At 74.7% G+C, this 16710-nt stretch carries 16 protein-coding genes; 6 read left to right on the top strand and 10 right to left on the bottom strand.

All coding sequences use genetic code 11. The annotated features are described in order from the left end of the window. Positions 1-33: 33 nt before the first annotated feature. Entirely contained in the window at positions 34-846 is an 813-nt protein-coding gene (locus PP1_RS25125) for a DUF6597 domain-containing transcriptional factor (protein ID WP_010227388.1), read from the bottom strand. A gap of 63 nt (positions 847-909) precedes the next feature. On the opposite strand from PP1_RS25125, the gene PP1_RS25120 reads away from it, so the two are divergent. Next, on the top strand, positions 910-1476 hold the full coding sequence (locus tag PP1_RS25120; protein ID WP_010227386.1) for a TIGR03086 family metal-binding protein: 567 nt from the start codon (positions 910-912) through the stop codon (positions 1474-1476). 4 nt (positions 1477-1480) lie between these two features. Here PP1_RS25120 and PP1_RS25115 read toward each other — a convergent pair whose 3' ends face one another. Continuing rightward, positions 1481-2650: a low temperature requirement protein A gene (locus tag PP1_RS25115; RefSeq protein WP_010227385.1), complete on the bottom strand. Its 1170-nt coding sequence runs from the start codon at positions 2648-2650 to the stop codon at positions 1481-1483. Between the two features lie 61 nt (positions 2651-2711). Between PP1_RS25115 and PP1_RS25110 the strand changes: the two genes are divergently transcribed. From PP1_RS25110 to PP1_RS25100, 3 genes are read left to right on the top strand one after another with little or no spacing between them, the layout of a single operon-like run. Next, complete coding sequence (locus tag PP1_RS25110; protein ID WP_010227384.1) at positions 2712-3878, top strand: low temperature requirement protein A; 1167 nt, start codon at positions 2712-2714, stop codon at positions 3876-3878. 15 nt (positions 3879-3893) lie between these two features. After that, positions 3894-4256 (top strand): GNAT family N-acetyltransferase, encoded by a 363-nt coding sequence (locus PP1_RS25105; RefSeq protein WP_010227382.1) that lies wholly within the window; start codon positions 3894-3896, stop codon positions 4254-4256. Beyond that, positions 4253-5221 carry a pirin family protein gene (locus PP1_RS25100; RefSeq protein WP_010227381.1) on the top strand — a complete coding sequence of 323 codons (969 nt, stop codon included), beginning with the start codon at positions 4253-4255 and terminating at the stop codon, positions 5219-5221. Before PP1_RS25105 ends, PP1_RS25100 begins: the two co-directional genes overlap by 4 nt. Before the next feature lie 18 nt (positions 5222-5239). Here the strand turns inward: PP1_RS25100 and PP1_RS25095 are convergent, their stop codons facing one another. Genes PP1_RS25095 through manD form a run of 5 tightly spaced genes read right to left on the bottom strand, consistent with a single transcriptional unit; the run spans position 5240 to position 11222 of the window. Beyond that, a complete protein-coding gene (locus PP1_RS25095) occupies positions 5240-6190 on the bottom strand; it encodes a sugar kinase (RefSeq protein ID WP_212592152.1) in 951 nt (316 codons plus the stop codon). 8 nt (positions 6191-6198) lie between these two features. After that, on the bottom strand, positions 6199-7215 hold the full coding sequence (locus tag PP1_RS25090) for an L-idonate 5-dehydrogenase (RefSeq protein WP_075314558.1): 1017 nt from the start codon (positions 7213-7215) through the stop codon (positions 6199-6201). Then, positions 7212-8600, bottom strand: a complete 1389-nt coding sequence (locus tag PP1_RS25085; protein ID WP_010224279.1) for an MFS transporter — start codon at positions 8598-8600, stop codon at positions 7212-7214. The genes PP1_RS25090 and PP1_RS25085 overlap by 4 nt, the downstream gene beginning before the upstream one ends. Positions 8601-8634: 34 nt before the next feature. Further along, positions 8635-10017, bottom strand: coding sequence for a mannitol dehydrogenase family protein (locus tag PP1_RS25080; protein ID WP_139323918.1), 1383 nt, complete (start codon positions 10015-10017; stop codon positions 8635-8637). After that, positions 10014-11222 carry a D-mannonate dehydratase ManD gene (manD, locus tag PP1_RS25075; RefSeq protein WP_010231886.1) on the bottom strand — a complete coding sequence of 403 codons (1209 nt, stop codon included), beginning with the start codon at positions 11220-11222 and terminating at the stop codon, positions 10014-10016. The genes PP1_RS25080 and manD overlap by 4 nt, the downstream gene beginning before the upstream one ends. A gap of 137 nt (positions 11223-11359) precedes the next feature. Between manD and PP1_RS25070 the strand changes: the two genes are divergently transcribed. Beyond that, complete coding sequence (locus PP1_RS25070; protein ID WP_010231889.1) at positions 11360-12070, top strand: GntR family transcriptional regulator; 711 nt, start codon at positions 11360-11362, stop codon at positions 12068-12070. 9 nt (positions 12071-12079) lie between these two features. On the opposite strand, the gene PP1_RS25065 is transcribed toward PP1_RS25070, so the two are convergent. After that, positions 12080-12349 carry a hypothetical protein gene (locus tag PP1_RS25065; RefSeq protein ID WP_010231891.1) on the bottom strand — a complete coding sequence of 90 codons (270 nt, stop codon included), beginning with the start codon at positions 12347-12349 and terminating at the stop codon, positions 12080-12082. A 180-nt stretch (positions 12350-12529) separates the two neighbouring features. On the opposite strand from PP1_RS25065, the gene PP1_RS25060 reads away from it, so the two are divergent. After that, complete coding sequence (locus PP1_RS25060) at positions 12530-13294, top strand: SGNH/GDSL hydrolase family protein (RefSeq protein WP_212592115.1); 765 nt, start codon at positions 12530-12532, stop codon at positions 13292-13294. 4 nt (positions 13295-13298) lie between these two features. Here PP1_RS25060 and paaK read toward each other — a convergent pair whose 3' ends face one another. Next, positions 13299-14621 carry a phenylacetate--CoA ligase PaaK gene (gene paaK / locus PP1_RS25055; protein ID WP_010224370.1) on the bottom strand — a complete coding sequence of 441 codons (1323 nt, stop codon included), beginning with the start codon at positions 14619-14621 and terminating at the stop codon, positions 13299-13301. Beyond that, on the bottom strand, positions 14618-16648 hold the full coding sequence (gene paaZ / locus PP1_RS25050) for a phenylacetic acid degradation bifunctional protein PaaZ (RefSeq protein ID WP_010224372.1): 2031 nt from the start codon (positions 16646-16648) through the stop codon (positions 14618-14620). The genes paaK and paaZ overlap by 4 nt, the downstream gene beginning before the upstream one ends. Positions 16649-16710 lie beyond the last annotated feature (62 nt).

Below are 16710 nucleotides of genomic sequence, written 5' to 3'. Positions count from 1 at the left end.
TGCCGCCTCCCCGGGGCGGCGCCCCGTCGACGATCAGGATGGCAGCACCGGGCCGGAGCCGCCGGACGGCGGGACCGGGCCGGCAGGCACGCGAGGTCCGTAGCGGCGCGCGTAGACGGTCGGCGGCTCCCCGAACAGACCGGCGAAGTCCCGGGAGAGGTGGGCCTGGTCGGTGTACCCGAGCGTGGCGGCGACCTCGGCCCAGTGGACGGGCGCACCCCCCGCCATCAGCTCGGTGACCTCGTGCAGCCGGTAGCGGCGGATCACCCACTTCGGTCCGAGGCCGACGTGCTCGTGGAAGATCCGCTGCAACGACCGGACGCTGTAGCCGCCGTGCCGGGCGAGCCGGTCGACCCGGGTGAGCTCCCGGTCCGCGACGACCGCGGCGACGAGGTCGTGAGCGTCACGGGCTGCCCGGTCCGGGCCGTCCGGTGGGAGGACGGCTCGCAGCCGCTCCGCCAGACCGTCGACGTCCGGCGGCCCGGGCCCGTCGAAGGGTGCCCCGGCCGGGACCCGGCGGTCGGCGAGTGTCGCGACGGGGACTCCTGCCAGCGCTCGCGCGGTGCCCGGCCGGAACGCCACCCCGACGACCCGCCCGCGGCCGCGCAGCTCGCGCGTCACGAACCGCGACGCCGGCCCGCTGATCCGGAGCGGCCCCACGCCCGGCTCCCCCGTGAGGTGCACCTGCGGATACGGAACGATCTTCTGCAGGAACGGCCGCGCATAGTCCCAGTCGACCGTCCAGAACCGGTCGACGAAGCCGGCGAGGTCCGGCGGGGGCGGCTCGCTGTGGTGCCGCTGGTACCGGGCCCACTCCCCGGACAGCCCGCGCGGATCGGCGTCCATCGACGGTGAGTATGGCGCGTTCGTCCAAGCCCGGCCCCCCGCTGTCGCCCTAGCGTTGCGGCCATGCACCAGCACATCGCCCCCGCCGCGGCAGCGCACGTCCCGCTCGTGAAGGCCGCCACCGATCTGCCGCTCACCGCGCCGACCCCGTGCGCCGCCTGGGACCTGCGGGGACTGCTCGGTCACCTCCTGTACTGGACGCCGCTGCTGGCCGCCGTCGGGCGCCGGGAGGACCCCGCCGCGGGCGACGAGGCGCGCGCCGCCGAGCTGGTGACGGACGACTGGCCGGCCCGCCTCGACGACGCCCGCTCGGAGCTGGCCGCCGTGTGGTCCGACCCGGCTGCCTGGCACGGCACCGTCGTCCTGGGTGAGGAGGTGCCGGCAGCGATGATCGGCGGGATGGTGCTGGGCGAGCTCGTGGTGCACGGCTGGGACCTGGGGCGCTCGGTCGGCACCGCCCCGGTCTGGCCCGCCGACGTGCTCGGCGCGGCCCTGGACGCCGTCTCCGGCACGGCCGAGCAGGGCCGCGGGATGGGCGTCTTCGCCGGTCCCGTCGACGTTCCCGCCGGGGCACCGGTGCTGGACCGGATCGTGGCCGTGACCGGCCGGTCGCCCGCGTGGACGCCCTGAGCCGTCACACCGGCTCGGCACGACCGCCGGACAGCTGCGTGACCACCGCCAGCCCGACGACCACCGCCAGCACCACGAGCCCGATCGCGATGGCCGGGAGCGCGTGCCCGAGCAGCAGGGCGACGGCACCGGCGACGATCAGCACCGCGCCGGCGACGTAGCGGGACTTACCGACCGTCCCGGTGCGTCCGCGCAGGTAGATCTTGTTCCCGACGAGGTAGAGCAGTGGGCCGCCGATCGACGTCAGCACCAGCGACGGCGTGTTCTCCGGGTGCGTCAGGTGCAGGTCGATCGCGACCGCGAACAGCACCGCCCCGGCGACCATCAGGCCGTGCGCGTAGGCGAACGCCGAGCGGGCGGCACGGGTGCTGTCGTCGCCCCGGCTGGCGGCCGTCCCGTGCCCGGCCAGCGCGAAGTACGACCACCACAGCGCCACCAGGCCGGTGAACCCGAGCAGGGTGATCAGCACGGTGTAGGGCGTGATCTCCGCCATCTCGGACAGGGTGAATCCCATGATCAGGATGGACTCGCCGAGCGCGATGATGAACACCAGCCGGTTGCGCTCGGCGAGGTGCTCGACGTCGACCGGCCAGTCCGTCATCGGGGTGGAGCCGAGCCCGGGCACGCGGAACTCGAAGCGTGGCCCGGCGAGGTCGACCGCCACCGCGACCGCCCAGACGACCAGCCGGGCCACCGGCGGGAGGAACGCGCCGACGAGGAACAGCACGCTCGCGGCGGCGCTCCAGACGAGCAGGTTGCGGTAGTTGCGGGACAGCACGTGCCCGCGCATCGTGATCCACATGAACAGCGGCCGCCCGATCTGGGCGGCCGCGAAGCACAGGGCGAACAGCAGCCCGCCGCCCGCGAACGCCGACGGCAGCGCCAGCGCCATCCCGAGCGCCGCGAGCATGAGCAGGGCGTTCAGCACCCGGACCGGGGTCCGCGCCGGATCGAGGTAGTTCATCGCCCACGCCGAGTAGTTCCAGAGCCACCACACCGCGGTGAACAGCAGCGCCGTCTCCAGCGCCCCGAGCGGGGTGAGGTGGTACAGCAGGGTGTGCGAGACCTGGACGATCGCGAACACGTAGACCAGGTCGAAGAACAGCTCGATCGGCGCGACCTCGGAGTCGCCGGTCCGGCGCAGCAGACGCGGCCGGCTCTCCTGCACGGTCATCTCCGGTCCCCTCCCCCGTGTCGGCGTCGCACACACTAGTGCGGCGCGCAACGATGACGTCGTGAGCACACCGTCGCTCGGCCTGAGCAGGATGCACCCGCGGGACCCGGACGAACCGCACCGGGTCGCGAGCCCCCTGGAGCTGTTCTTCGACCTGGTGTTCGTCGTCGCGGTGTCGCTGTCCTCGGCGGAGCTGCACCACGCCGAGTCCGGCGGCCACGTCGGCGCCGGGCTCGGCGGGTACCTGATCGTGTTCTTCGCGGTCTGGTGGGCCTGGATGAACTTCACCTGGTTCGCCAGCGCCTTCGACGTCGACGACTGGCTCTACCGGGTCCTGACGTTCGTGCAGATGGCGGGCGCGCTCGTGCTGGCCGCCGGGACCCCGGCCGCGATGGCCGGGTCGGACTTCACCGTCACCGTCGCCGGCTACCTGATCATGCGGCTGGCGATGGTGACCCAGTGGCTGCGGGCCGCCGGATCGCACCCGGGCCTGCGGACGACCGCGCTGCGCTACGCCGGTGGGATCACCGGCGTCCAGGTGCTGTGGGTGCTGTGGGTGGTCTGGTCCCCGACCGGCGCGACCGGCGTCGTCACGTTCGTCGTGCTGGCACTGGCCGAGCTGTCGGTGCCGGTCCTCGCCGAGCGGGCGCGGAGCACGCCGTGGCACCCGCACCACATCGCCGAGCGGTACAGCCTGTTCACCCTGATCCTGCTCGGGGAGTCGATCCTGGCCTCGACCGGCGCCGTCGTCGACGCGCTCTCCTCCGCCGAGCACCTCGCCCCGCTGCTCGAGCTGTCGGCCTGCGGGCTCGTCCTGGCGGCCGGGATGTGGTGGATCTACTTCTGCCGGGAGCAGCACGAGCACGTCCGGTTCATGCCCCGCGCGCTGGTCTTCGGCTACGGCCACTACCTGATCTTCGCCGCGGCCGGGGCGTTCTCGGCGGGCATCGAGGTGGCCGTCGACGTCGACACCCGGCAGACCGGGCTCGCCGCGGCCGCCGCGGGGGCGACGCTGACCGTGCCGGTGGCGGTGTTCGTGCTGGGGATCTGGGCGCTGTCGATCCGGCCGACCCTGCGCACGGGCCGCAACGCCGTCGTCGCCGGGCTGGCCGTGCTCCTCGGGCTGTCGGCGTTCGCGCCGTGGACGCCGGTCGTCGCGGCGGCACTCATGGTGGCCGTCGTCGTCGCGGTGGAGACCGCACAGGCGCGGAACACCGCGGACGCCTGAGCGGTTGATCCGGTCATGTCGGACACCGAGGACCCGGTCGTCACCCACGAGCCGGAGCGCAGCCGCTACGAGATCGCGCTGGGCGGGACCCGGGTGGGCCTGGCCGCGTACGTCGACGACGGCGACGAGCGGCGGATCTTCCACCACACCGAGATCGACGACGCGTACGGCGGCCGCGGCCTCGCCGGGACGCTCGTGCGCGACGCGCTCACCGACACCCGCGCGGCGGGGAGGAGGATCGTGCCCCTGTGCCCGTACGTCCGGCGCTGGGTCGGGACGCACGACGGGTTCGCCGACGTCCTCGACCCGGTGACCCCGGACGCGATCGCCACGGTCGAGCAGGCACTCGTCCGCGACACCGGGGAGGCCCGCCCGTGAGCAACGTCGAGACCGCGCCCGCGGCGCTCGTCTGCGGTGGTGACGCCGCGGCCGTCGAGCTGGTGGAGCCGCGCACGGTGCCGCTGGGCGGTCCGCGGGCGATGACGGTGCGCCGCACCCTGCCGCGCCGCGCGCGGTCGCTGATCGGCGCCTGGTGCTTCCTCGACCACTACGGCCCGGACCGCGTGTCCGACGCAGGCGGGATGGCCGTCCCCGGGCACCCGCACACCGGGCTGCAGACCGTGTCGTGGCTGTTCTCCGGCGAGATCGAGCACCGGGACACGACGGGTGCGCACGCGCTCGTCCGGCCCGGGGAGCTGAACCTGATGACGGCCGGGCGCGGCATCGCGCACTCGGAGTTCTCCACGCCCCGCACGGGTGTCCTGCACGGGGCCCAGCTGTGGGTGGCGCTGCCGGAGGCGCACCGGCAGACGGAGCCGGCGTTCGAGCACCACGTGCCACCGGCGACCGTGCTCGACGGTGCCACGGTGCGGGTGTTCCTCGGTTCGCTGGGCGGGTCGACGTCCCCGGTCGCGACGTTCTCGCCGCTGCTCGGCGCCGAGGTCGTGCTGCCCGCGGGCGTGGTGCTCGCCCCGGCCGTCGACCCGGTCTTCGAGCACGGCGTGCTCGTCGACACCGGCGACGTCGAGGTCTGCGGGACGGCGGCGGCACCCGGCGAGCTGGTGTACCTCCCGCCCGGCCGGTCGGCGCTGGACCTGCGCGCCGGTGCCGACGGCGCCCGGGTGCTGCTGCTCGGCGGGGAGCCGCTGGGCGAGCGGATCGTCATGTGGTGGAACTTCGTCGGCTCGTCGCACGACGAGATCGCCGGCTACCGCGAGCAGTGGCAGGCCGAGCGCGCCGCAGGCGGGACGCCCGGCGGCCGGTTCGGCGGGTTCCCGGCGGCCTGGGAGTCGACGCTCCCCGCACCGGAGCTGCCGAACGCGCGGCTCAGCCCGCGGGAGTAGCGCCGCCGACGCGTCCGGTCAGCGGACCACCGCCCCGCTCCGTTCCGGACGGGCCAGGTCGGCGCGGGTGGGCAGCCCCTCCCAGTCGCCGCGCACCCGGCACACCGCGCCCCCGCAGGCGTTGCCGAGGGCGAGCTGCTCCCGCAGCGGGGCCCCGGCGAGCCGCTCGGCGAGGAACCCGGCGACGAACGCGTCCCCGGCACCGACGGCGTCGACGACGTCCACCGGTCCGGTCGGGACGTGCACCGGCCCGTCCGGCCCCGCCGCGACGGCGCCCAGCTCGCCGAGCTTGACCACCGCGGTCGCCGGGCCGAGCCCGGTCAGCGCGACGGCGAGCTCCGCGCCGCGGTCCGGGTCGTCGTCCCCGGCCGGGCGGTCGAGCAGCAGGGCCGCCTCGTCGGTCCCGGCGAGGACGACGTCGACCCCGGCGAGCAGGCCGGTCAGCACCGTCCGGGCCCGCTCGTCGGTCCACAGGGCGCGGCGGTGGTTGACGTCGAGCACCACCTCGGTGCCGGCTGCGCGGGCGACGGCGACCGCGCGCCGCACGACGGCCAGCGGGCCGGAGCCGAGCGCCGGGGTGATGCCGGTCAGGTGCAGCACCCGCGCGGCCGCGATCTCCCCGGCGACCGGGTCCAGGTCCTCCGGGGTCCAGCGGGCGGCGGCGCTCGCCGACCGGTAGTAGCGGACCCGGCGGGGCCTGCCGTCGCGCATCTCCTTGAGCATGATCCCGGTCGGGGCGTCCGGGTCGCGCTCGGCGAGCACCCGCACACCCTCGGCGCGGATCTCGCGGACGACGGCCGTGCCGAGGTCGTCGTCGCCGACCCGGCTGATCCAGGTGACGTCGTGGCCGAGGCGGGCCAGCCCGATCGCGACGTTCGACTCGGCGCCGCCGATGCCGACGCCGAGCGCCGAGCCCGCCACCAGCCGGTCCCCCGGCGTCAGCAGCGCCATCGTCTCGCCGAGGGTCACGACCCCGCTCACCGGTCGAGCCTCAGCATGACCTTGCTGCTGCCCGGGCCGGCGGCGACGGCGATCGCCTCCCCGGCGTCGGCGAGGTCGAACCGGTGGCTGACGACCGGGGACACGTCGACGCCGTCGGCCAGTGCGGTCAGCGCGTCGGCGATCTCGACGAACCGGAACGAGCCGACCCAGGTGATCTCGCGGGTCACCAGGTCGCCCAGCGCGGCCGGGGCGGGGGCGCCCGGCAGGTTCCCGACCTGCACGACGGTCCCGCCACGGGCGCAGGCGCGCAGGACCGGGCCGAGTGCGGACGGCGCGCCGGACGCCTCGATCACGACGTCGACGTCGTCGGGCAGTGGCTGTGCGGAGACGTCGACGACGGCGTCCGCCCCCATGGCGCGGGCGACCGCCAGCGACGCGGGGTCGACGTCGGACGCGACCACGGTGGCGGCGCCGCGGTACCGGGCCGCGGCCACGGCGAGGCAGCCGATCGGGCCCGCCCCGTTGACGAGGACGGTCCGCCCGGTGAGGTCCCCGGCCCGCCCGGTCGCGTGCAGCGCGACGGCCAGCGGCTCGGCGAGCGCGCCGTGCTCGGTGCCGACACCGCCGGGCAGGACCCGGACCTGGTCGGCGGGGACCGTGCGCAGGCCGCTGAACCCGCCGTCGGTGTGCGGGTCGAAGGCGGCCGAACCGAGGTAGCGCACCCGCGGGTGGAGGTTCGTCCGCCCGGCGATCCGGCAGGGCAGCTCCCGGTCCCCGACGAGGGTCGCCGGGTGGACGGTGACCGGCGTGCCCGGTTCGGGCCCGGTCACGTCCGGGCCGAGCGCGGCGACCCGGCCCGCCACCTCGTGCCCGAGCACCAGCGGGTGGCGGAGTGTCGCGGTGCCCGAGCCGCCGTGGCGCCAGTAGGAGATGTCGGAGCCGCAGATGCCGCCCCACTCCATGGCGACCAGGACCTCCCCCGGCCCGGGCGCAGGATCGGGACGCTCGTCGACCCGCAGGTCGCCGGGTGCGTGTACGACGACGGACCTCATGCGGCGTCCTCCAGGCGGACCAGGTCGCGGCCCCGGGTCTCCGGCGCGAGGAGCGCGGCGACCAGGGTGATCGACGAGTAGACGACGAGCATCACCGCGATCGGCCACCAGCTGCCGGTGACCGCGGTGAAGGTGGCGGCGAGGACGGGGCCGATCGCGGTGGCGAGAACGCCGCCGACCTCCTTGGCCAGCGCGAGCTGGGTGAAGCGTGTGCGCGACCCGAAGAGCTCGGCCATGGTCACGCTCTCCGCGGAGAAGATGCCCAGCACGCCGAGGTTGAGCGCGATCACCATCGCCAGCGTCAGCAGCACGGTGTTCCCGCTGACGATCATCAGCATCAGCGGGAACGCGAGCACCGCGGTCGCCACGGTCAGTCCGATGTAGACGGGGCGGCGGCCGATCCGGTCGCTGAGCAGCCCGATCAGCGGCACGGTGACGAACCCGACGAGGGAGCCGATCACGATCGCGTCGGTGGGGACCGAGCGGTCCATCATCAGGTTGGTCGCGATGAAGCCGACCAGGAAGGTCTGGACGAGGCCGGAGTTGCCGGCCTGGCCGAAGCGCAGCCCGAGCGCGAGCAGGAACGCCCGTCCCTTGCGCTGCTTCAGCCCTGCCTCCAGGACGCTCGTCCCGGGCTGCTGCGCGGCGGCGTCGGTCAGCTCGTCGCGGCTGAGCGCGACGCCGTCGACGACGTCGGCCCGCTCCTCGAAGACCGGGCTCTCCTTCACGTTGCGCCGCAGCCACACCGCCAGGATCAGCAGCACGAAGCTCAGCAGGAACGGCAGCCGCCAGCCCCAGGAGACGAGCTGCTCCTCGGTGAGGACGACGAGCAGGATCGCCCAGATGCCCGACGCGGCGAGCGTGCCCGAGTTGGTGCCCAGCGAGACGAGCGACCCGATCAGGCCCCGGCGCCGGTTCGGCGCGTACTCCACCAGCATCACGGTGGCGCCGGCGATCTCCGCACCGGCGCCGAAGCCCTGCGCCAAGCGGAGCACGACGAGCAGGACGGGCGCCAGGATGCCGATCTGGGCGTAGGTCGGGAGCGCACCGATGAGCGTGGTCGAGACGCCCATCAGCAGGATCGTGAGGTAGAGGACCTTCTTGCGACCCAGCCGGTCGCCCATCCGTCCGAAGTAGACGGCGCCGGCGAGCCGGGCGACGTAGCCGACGCCGTAGGTCGCCATGGCGGCGATCAGGCCGACGGCGGGGTGCACGTCGGGGAAGAAGACCTGGTTGAAGACGATCGCGGCCGCCAGCGAGTACAGCTGGAAGTCCATGAACTCCATCGCCGTACCGAGCCAGCCGGACGCGGCGGCCTTGCCGAGATCCCGCGTGGAGCGGGTGGCCGGTCCCGGGGAGCCGGTCGTCGTGGTGTGGTCCGTCATCAAGAACTCCGTTGCTCCGTGACCGGGTGGTGGATCAGAGCTCGACGCGTCCGGCGCCGAGTGCGGGCAGGTGCGCGGCGACGCCGGTGACCAGGTCGTCGTCCGCGGCGAGATCGGGGGCCCCAGCGGTGTCCAGGAGCATGCGGACGGTCGCGGCCGGGTCGGTGGTGCCGGGCCGGGTGGCGTGCACCCAGCCGGCGAGTGCGAGCCGCAGCACGGGACCGCCGCCCCCGGCCCGCAGCACCGGGAACCAGCGCTCGGCGATCTTCTGCGAGCCGTCGGAGCCGATCTGGCGCAGGCGGTGCCGGATCCCCGGGTTCCCGAAGCGTGCCACGAGGGCGTCGGCGTAGGCGGCCGGGTCCGGCCCGCCGGCGGGCAGGGTCGGCGCGACCTCGGTGGCGAGAGCGCGGACCAGCGGCGCGCCCCAGTGCGTGGCCATCGTGTCGGCGACCGTCTCCACCCCGGCGGCGAGGCCGAGGTAGGCCAGCGCCGAGTGCGCGCCGTTGAGCAGCCGCAGCTTGGTCAGCTGGAACGGCGCGACGTCGCCGACCAGCTCGGCACCGGCGAGCTCCCAGCGCGGCCGCGGCCCGGCGAAGCGGTCCTCGACCACCCACTGCAGGTAGCTCTCGCCGGTCACCGGGACGGCGTCCACGGTGCCGAGGGCCGCCGCCGCGGCGGCGCGGTCGGCGTCGGTGGTGGCGGGCACGATCCGGTCGACGACGGTCGCGGGGAACGTGACCGCGGTGTCCATCGCCGCCAGCACCCGGTCCCGGTCCGGCCACGCCGACGCGGCGACGAAGCCCCGGACGACGGCGGCGGTCACCGCGCCGTTGTCCGCCGTGTTGTCGCAGGACACGACGCTGATCGGCGCGCCGCCGTCCCGCATCCGGCGGGCGAGTCCGGCGGCGAGCGCCCCGATCGGGGTCCGCAGGGGCCCGGTGCCGGCGAGGTCGGCGGCGACGTCCGGGTCGGTGGTGTCCGGCCCGCCGCCGGGGCCCCGGCGGTAGCCCTTCTCGGTCAGCGTCAGGGTCACGACGGTGACGTCCGGGTCGGCGAGCAGGCCGGACACCCGTCCGGCGTCCGGGCCCAGCCGCAGCGCCTCCACCACCGACCCGACGACCGCGGTGCGCGGACCGGCCGCGCCGTGCTCGGTCAGCGAGTAGAGGTGGTCCTGCGCCCGCAGCCCGTCGACGACGTCCGCCGAGCGCGGCGCGACCCCGGCGACACCCCACGGCTCGCCGGCGGCCGCGGCGGCGCGCTCGGTGCACGGCGCCTGGTGGGCCCGGTGGAACGCGCCGAGCCCCAGGTGCAGCACGCGCGGCCGCAGGTCACCGGGGTCGACGGCCGGGCGGGCGTCGGCGGGGACGCGGGCGAGCGTCGCGCGCCCCAGCGCGGGACGGGTCGTGGGCGCGCTCACCAGTCGTGCACCGAGCCGTCGAGCCGGCGCGCGACCGGCAGGTACCGCTGCCGGTACGGGAACCGCTCGGCCGCCTTCTCGTCGTAGGTCACGCCCAGCCCCGGCTCGTCGGACGGGTGCAGCATGCCGTCGGCGAGCGTCGGCCCGCCGTGGAACACCTCCGCGGCCTCCGGCGGATGGCCCATGTACTCCTGGATGCCGAAGTTCGGCACCGCGAGATCGAGATGGACGGCCGCGGCCATGCTGACCGGGGAGAGGTCGGTGGCGCCGTGCGAGCCGGTGCGCACCTGGTACAGCGCGGCCAGGTCGAAGATCCGCCGCAGGTGGGTGATGCCCCCGGCGTGCACGACGGTGGTGCGCACGTAGTCGATCAGCCGGCCGGTGATGAGCTGCTGGACGTCCCAGATCGAGTTGAGGATCTCGCCGGTCGCGATCGGCGTCGTCGTGTGCTGCCGGATCAGGCGGAACGCCTCCTGGTCCTCGGCCGGGGTCGGGTCCTCCATCCAGAACAGGCGCGCGGGCTCGACGTCCTTCCCGAACCGGGCCGCCTCGATCGGGGACAGCCGGTGGTGGACGTCGTGCAGCAGGTGGAAGCCGAACCCGAAGCGCTCCCGCACCGCCTCCAGGTACCCGGGGGCGAAGGCCAGGTAGGCCTCGGTGTCCCAGGGCTGCTCGTCGGGCAGCTCGGTGTCGGCGGGCTCGTAGAGCGCGCCCTTGCGTACGCCGTAGGTGCCCCCGACGCCGGGCACGGCCGCCTGGGCGCGAACGGCCCTGAAGCCCTGCTCCAGGAACCGTTCGACGTCGTCGAGCAGCTCGGGGACGTCCCGGCCGCTGGCGTGCGAGTAGACCAGCACGCCGTCCCGGGAGCGGCCGCCGAGCAGCTCGTAGACGGGCAGGCCGGCGACCCGGCCCTTGATGTCCCACAGCGCGGTGTCGACGGCCGAGATCGCGGTCATCGTGACCGGGCCGCGCCGCCAGTAGGCGCCCTTGTACAGGTACTGCCAGGTGTCCTCGATGCGCGCCGGGTCGCGGCCGATCAACAGCGGCACCAGGTGGTCGCGCAGGTAGCTCGCGACGGCGAGCTCGCGGCCGTTGAGCGTGGCGTCGCCGAGCCCGACGACCCCGTCGGAGGTGGTGATGCGCAGGGTGACGAAGGTGCGCCCGGGCGAGGCGACGAACACCTCGGCCCGCTCGATCGTGCTCATCGCTGAACTCCCGTTCCGAGATCCGTGCCGTCGCCGTCCTCCGCTGCTGTCACTGTCGCGAAGTACTTGCATACAAGCATCCGTCGGGATGATGGCGCAAGTGCCGGTGCCGGTGTCGCTGCGGATATCGTGGGGCCGTGCCACCGAACGGGACGCGGCGGACGAGCCGCCGGGAGGTCTACGAGACCCTGCGCCGTGAGGTGCTGACCCTCGGGCTCGCGCCCGGCGCCGCGCTGTCCGAGAACGAGCTGGCCGCCCGGCTCGGTGTGAGCCGCACCCCGATCCGCGAGAGCCTCGTCCTGCTGGTCGAGGAGGGCCTGGTGCAGGTCTTCCCGAAGATCGGGTCGTTCGTGTCCCGGGTGGACCCGGCGCGCGTCGCCGACGCGCAGTTCGTCCGTGAGGCGATCGAGCTGGCCGCGCTGCAGGACCTGCCCGGCGAGCCGGATCCCGCGGTCGTCGCCGAGCTGCGGGAGAACCTGGCCGCCCAGCAGCGGCCGGGGCTGGACCAGGACGCGTTCTTCGAGCTGGACGAGGCGTTCCACCAGGGCCTGCTCCGGCTCAGCGGGCACGGCAGCGCCTGGACGACGGTGGTCTCCGCGAAGGGGCACCTGGACCGGGCCCGCCGGCTCGGGCTGTCGGAGAGCCCGCCGACCGAGTACGCCGCGCAGCACGTGCGGATCCTCGACGCCGTGCTGTCCGGTGACACCGGATCCGCCCACGCCGCGATGCGCGGCCACCTGCGGGCCGTGTTCGACGACATCGAGCGGATCCGCGAGCGCTCACCCGAGCTGTTCTCGGCCGACCCGGCCTCGGTGCCGGTGCGGCGCAGCGTCGTCGTCTGGGAGTGACGCCCGGGGTCAGCCGTGCTCGGCCCGCACCACCGCGACGACCCGGCGCAGCTGCTCCAGCAGCAGGTCGGCGTCGCGCCCGTCGGGTTCGAGGGTGCCCTCGACCCGGCCGACCTCGCCGGAGAGATCGACCCACAGGTCGCGCACGGCGTACCGGCGCGAACGCAGTGTCGTGAGGACCTTCATCAGGCCCTCGGTCCCGCCGGTGACGAGCAACGTGAAGCGGTGGCCGGCCGGCGTCGTGGTGGTCGCCGGTTCGGCGGAGGTGAGCGTGTCCATCGGATCTCCGTGGGTCGCGGTCGCGAGGGGATCCGGCCAGGTCCGGGTGGCGGCACGACGTCGCGCGCGCCGGCGACCTGGGTTCAGCCGGCGCGCCGGGTAATCACCAGACCGCGCACCGGGCCAGGGTAACAGCCGTCACCACCCCACCCGGCCGCCACGACCGTTGCGGGGCGGATCATGGACCGCGTGCGGTACGTGGCGATCGGGGACAGCTTCACCGAGGGCGTGGGTGACGAGGACGCCGCGGGCACCCCGCGCGGCTGGGCGGACCGGGTCGCGGCCGGGCTGGCCGGGGCGTCGGGCGGGCCGGTGTCGTACGCGAACCTGGCCGTGCGCGGGCGGCTGCTCGACGACGTCGTCGGCCGCCAGCTGGACGCCGCGCTCGCGCTCGACCCGCTCCCCACGATGGTCACGCTCAACGGCGGCGGGAACGACATGCTGCGCCCGCGCAGCGACCTGGCGCGGCTGCGCGCCCTGACCGCGTCCGCGGTCCGCCGGTGCGCCGACGCCGGGGTCAGGCTGGTGCTGCTCAGCGGCGCCGACCCGTCGGCCGGGCTGCCGATGGGGCGGGTCGTGCACCGGCGGGCGGCGGCGCTGACCGGCGCCGTCGCGGACCTCGCGGGCGAGCACGGCCTGACCCTCGTCGACGCCTTCTCCGACACCGAGATCCGCAGGCCGGGCTACTGGTCGCCGGACCGGCTGCACCTCGGCCCGGCCGGGCACGTGCGCGTCGCCGGGCTGGTGCTGGACGCGCTCGGGGTCCGCGGGTCGCTCCCGGCGGCGGGCACCGCTCCGGACGCCCCGCCGCGCGCCGGGACACAGCTCGCGTACTACCGCGAGCACGTCCTGCCGTGGGTCGGCAGGCGGTTGCGCGGCCGTTCCTCCGGCGACGGCCGCCCCGCGAAGTACCCGGACTGGACGACCGTGCCGCCCACCGGCTGAGCCGTCACGAACGGCGGTCCTGGAGCCGCTGCAGCTTCCCGACCGACCGCTCCAGCGTGTCCGGGTCGACGACCTCGCAGGTCACGGTCACGCCGACGGTCTCCTTCACCGCGCGCACGAGCTCGGCCGCGGCCGGTTCGCGCCGGTCGGCGGGGGTGTCGTGGCGGGCCTCGACGCGGACGCCCAGCGCGTCCATCCGGCCCTCGGTCGTCAGCACCAGCTGGAAGTGCGGCGCGAACCCCGGGGTGCGCAGGACGATCTCCTCGATCTGGGTCGGGAAGACGTTCACCCCGCGCAGGATGATCATGTCGTCGGACCGGCCGGTGATCTTGGCCATCCGGCGCATCTGCGGCCGCGCGGTGCCGGGCAGCAGCGTCGTGAGGTCCCGGGTGCGGTAGCGGATGATCGGCAGCCCCTCCTTGGTGAGGCTGGTGAACAGCAGCTCCCCCTCCTCGCCGTCGGGGAGCGGGGTGCCCTCGAGCGGGTCGACGACCTCGGGCAGGAAGTGGTCCTCCCAGATGTGCAGGCCGTCCTTGGTCTCCACGCACTCCTGCGAGACGCCGGGGCCCATCACCTCGGAGAGCCCGTAGATGTCGACGGCGTGGATGCCGGCGCGCGCCTCGATCTCCGCGCGCATCTGCTCGGTCCACGGCTCGGCGCCGAAGATCCCGACCCGCAGGCTGGAGCTGCGCGGGTCGATGCCCTGGCGCTCGAACTCGTCGAGCAGGGTGAGCATGTAGCTCGGGGTCAGCATGATGACCTCGGGCTCGAAGTCGGTGATCAGCTGCACCTGGCGCGGGGTCATGCCGCCGGAGACCGGGATCGCGGTGGCGCCGAGCTTCTCGACGCCGTAGTGCGCGCCGAGCCCGCCGGTGAACAGGCCGTACCCGTAGGCGACGTGCACCCGGTGCCCGGGCCGCCCGCCGGCCGCCCGGATCGAGCGGGCCACGAGCGTCGCCCACCGGTCGATGTCCCCGGCGGTGTAGCCGACGACGGTCGGACGGCCGGTCGTCCCGGACGACGCGTGGATCCGCGCGATCCGCTCCCGCGGCACGGCGAACATGCCGAACGGGTAGGTCTCCCGCAGGTCGGCCTTGGTCGTCGTCGGGAACCTCGCGATGTCGGCGAGCTCGCGGCAGTCCTCGGGCCGGACGCCGTGCGCGTCGAACTTCTCGCGGTAGTGCGGCACGTTCTCGTAGGCGTGCCGCAAAGTCCACTGCAGACGCTCGAGCTGCAGCGCGCGGAGCTCGTCGACCGACATGCGCTCGGCCGGGTCGAGCAGCCCGGCCGGGGGCGCGTCCCCGAACCGCTTCGTGGCGGTGGTCATGAGTCCTTCTTCGCGACGAGGGTGAGGACGTCGTAGCGGGCGACGGACTCGCCGTCCTGGCGGGTGACGTCGGCGTCCCACCGGACCTCGCCGTAGCCGGCGGACTCGCGCGGGGTGAGCTGCTTGCAGGTCAGGGTCACGGTGAGCTCGTCGTCGAAGCGGACGGGCGTGAGGAAGCGCAGCCCGTCGACGCCGAAGTTGGCCAGCACCGGGCCGGGGTCGGGATCGACGAACAGGCCGGCGGCGAGCGAGACGACGAGGTAGCCGTGCGCGACGCGCTGCCCGAACAGCGGGTTCGCCGCGGCGGCCGCCTCGTCCATGTGGGCGTAGAACGTGTCGCCGGTGAACTCGGCGAAGTGCTCGACGTCCTCGCGGGTGACCCGACGCGGGCCGGCGACCAGGCAGTCGCCGGGACGGAGCTCCTCGAGGTGCCTGCGGAAGGGGTGCACGTCGGACTCGTGGCGCTGCGCGCCGGTGACCCAGCGGCCGGTGATCGCGGCGAGCGAGTCCGGGTCGGCCTGGACCGCGGTGCGCTGCATGTGGTGCAGGACCCCGCGGATCCCGCCCATCTCCTCGCCACCGCCGGCCCGGCCGGGGCCCCCGTGGACCAGCTGCGGCAGCGGGGACCCGTGGCCGGTGGACTCGCCGGCGTCGCGGGCGTTGAGCACGTGCACGCGGCCGTGGAACGGCGCGATGCCGAGCACGACCTCGCGGACGAACGCCGGGTCGGCGGAGACGACCGAGCCGGCCAGCGAGCCCTGCCCGCGCGCGGCGTACTCGACGAGCCGGTCGGTGGTGTCGTAGGGCAGGACGGTCGCGACCGGGCCGAACGCCTCCACCTCGTGCGGCTCGGCGCGGTCGGGGTCGCCGACGAGCAGCAGCGGGGACACGAACGCGCCGCGGTCGGCGTCGGCGCCGGTCACCTCGACGTGGTCGGGGTCGCCGGACACGATCCGGCCGGCGTCGCGCAGGGCCTTCACGCTGCGCCGGACCTCCTCGCGCTGGTCGAGGCTCGCGAGCGCCCCCATCCGGACACCCTCGGCGCCGGGCGCGCCGACGACGACCGTCGCGAGCCTCGCCGATGCGGCCTCGACGACCGCGTCGAGGTGGGCGCTGGGGACGAACGCGCGCCGGATCGCGGTGCACTTCTGCCCGGCCTTGACCGTCATCTCGGTGGTCAGGGCCTTCACGAAGAGGTCGAACTCGTCGGTGCCCGGGCCCGCGTCGGGGCCGAGCGCGGCGAGGTTCAGGGAGTCGGCCTCGGCGGAGAACCGGACGGCGTTGCGGACGATCGCCGGGTGCGACCGCAGGGTCTGCGCGGTCGAGGCCGAGCCGGTGAAGGACACGACGTCCTGCCCGGTCAGGTGCTCGAAGCAGTCCCCCAGCCCGCCCGCGACGAACTGGACGGCGCCGGTGGGCAGCAGGCCCGAGTCCACGACCAGCTCGACGAGCTTCGCGGTGAGGAACGCGGTGGGCGACGCCGGCTTGATCAGCGTGGGGACCCCGGCCAGGAAGGCGGGGGCGAGCTTCTCCAGCGGGCCCCACACAGGGAAGTTGAACGCGTTGACCTGCACCGTCACGCCACGGAGCGGGGTGAGCACGTGCTGGCCGAGGAACGTGCCGCCGCGCCCCAGGGGCTCGACGTCGCCCTCGACGACCACGGTGTCGTTGGGCAGTTCGCGCTTGGCCTTCGAGGCGTAGGCGAGCAGCACGCCGATGCCGCCGTCGACGTCGAACTTCGAGTCGCCCAGCGTCGCACCGGTCTGCGCCGAGACCGCATAGAGCTCCTCGCGGTGCTCGCGCAGGTGCTGCCCGAGCGCCTTGAGCAGCGCGGCGCGCTGGTGGAACGTGAGTTCCCGCAGGGCCGGGCCGCCGGTCCGGCGGCCGAAGTCGAGTGCGGCGCCGAGATCGAGGCCGTCGGCGGAGATCCGCGCGACCTCCTCGCCGGTCACCGCGTCGTGCAGCGGGCGCCCCTCACCGGTCCCGGTCTGCCAGGTACCCGCGAGATGGCTGCGGAGCAGGGTCATCGGCGACGCCTCCGTCGTAGCTCGTCGTTGAACCGACCGTTCGTTCGGCTGCGAACCTAGCA

The sequence above is a fragment of the Pseudonocardia sp. P1 genome (assembly GCF_000178675.2).
GTDB lineage: Bacteria > Actinomycetota > Actinomycetes > Mycobacteriales > Pseudonocardiaceae > Pseudonocardia.
The sequence above is the reverse complement of the archived record's forward strand: the minus strand, read 5'-3'. Positions and strand labels throughout refer to the sequence as shown.

What these genes read in the sequence shown, in the direction of transcription:
- PP1_RS25125 (WP_010227388.1), bottom strand. Translation starts at nt 846, where the DNA reads ATGGACGCCGATCCGCGCGGGCTGTCCGGGGAGTGGGCCCGGTACCAG.
- PP1_RS25120 (WP_010227386.1), top strand. Translation starts at nt 910, where the DNA reads ATGCACCAGCACATCGCCCCCGCCGCGGCAGCGCACGTCCCGCTCGTG.
- PP1_RS25115 (WP_010227385.1), bottom strand. Translation starts at nt 2,650, where the DNA reads ATGACCGTGCAGGAGAGCCGGCCGCGTCTGCTGCGCCGGACCGGCGAC.
- PP1_RS25105 (WP_010227382.1), top strand. Translation starts at nt 3,894, where the DNA reads ATGTCGGACACCGAGGACCCGGTCGTCACCCACGAGCCGGAGCGCAGC.
- PP1_RS25090 (WP_075314558.1), bottom strand. Translation starts at nt 7,215, where the DNA reads ATGAGGTCCGTCGTCGTACACGCACCCGGCGACCTGCGGGTCGACGAG.
- PP1_RS25085 (WP_010224279.1), bottom strand. Translation starts at nt 8,600, where the DNA reads ATGACGGACCACACCACGACGACCGGCTCCCCGGGACCGGCCACCCGC.
- manD (WP_010231886.1), bottom strand. Translation starts at nt 11,222, where the DNA reads ATGAGCACGATCGAGCGGGCCGAGGTGTTCGTCGCCTCGCCCGGGCGC.
- PP1_RS25065 (WP_010231891.1), bottom strand. Translation starts at nt 12,349, where the DNA reads ATGGACACGCTCACCTCCGCCGAACCGGCGACCACCACGACGCCGGCC.
- PP1_RS25060 (WP_212592115.1), top strand. Translation starts at nt 12,530, where the DNA reads ATGGACCGCGTGCGGTACGTGGCGATCGGGGACAGCTTCACCGAGGGC.
- paaK (WP_010224370.1), bottom strand. Translation starts at nt 14,621, where the DNA reads ATGACCACCGCCACGAAGCGGTTCGGGGACGCGCCCCCGGCCGGGCTG.
- paaZ (WP_010224372.1), bottom strand. Translation starts at nt 16,648, where the DNA reads ATGACCCTGCTCCGCAGCCATCTCGCGGGTACCTGGCAGACCGGGACC.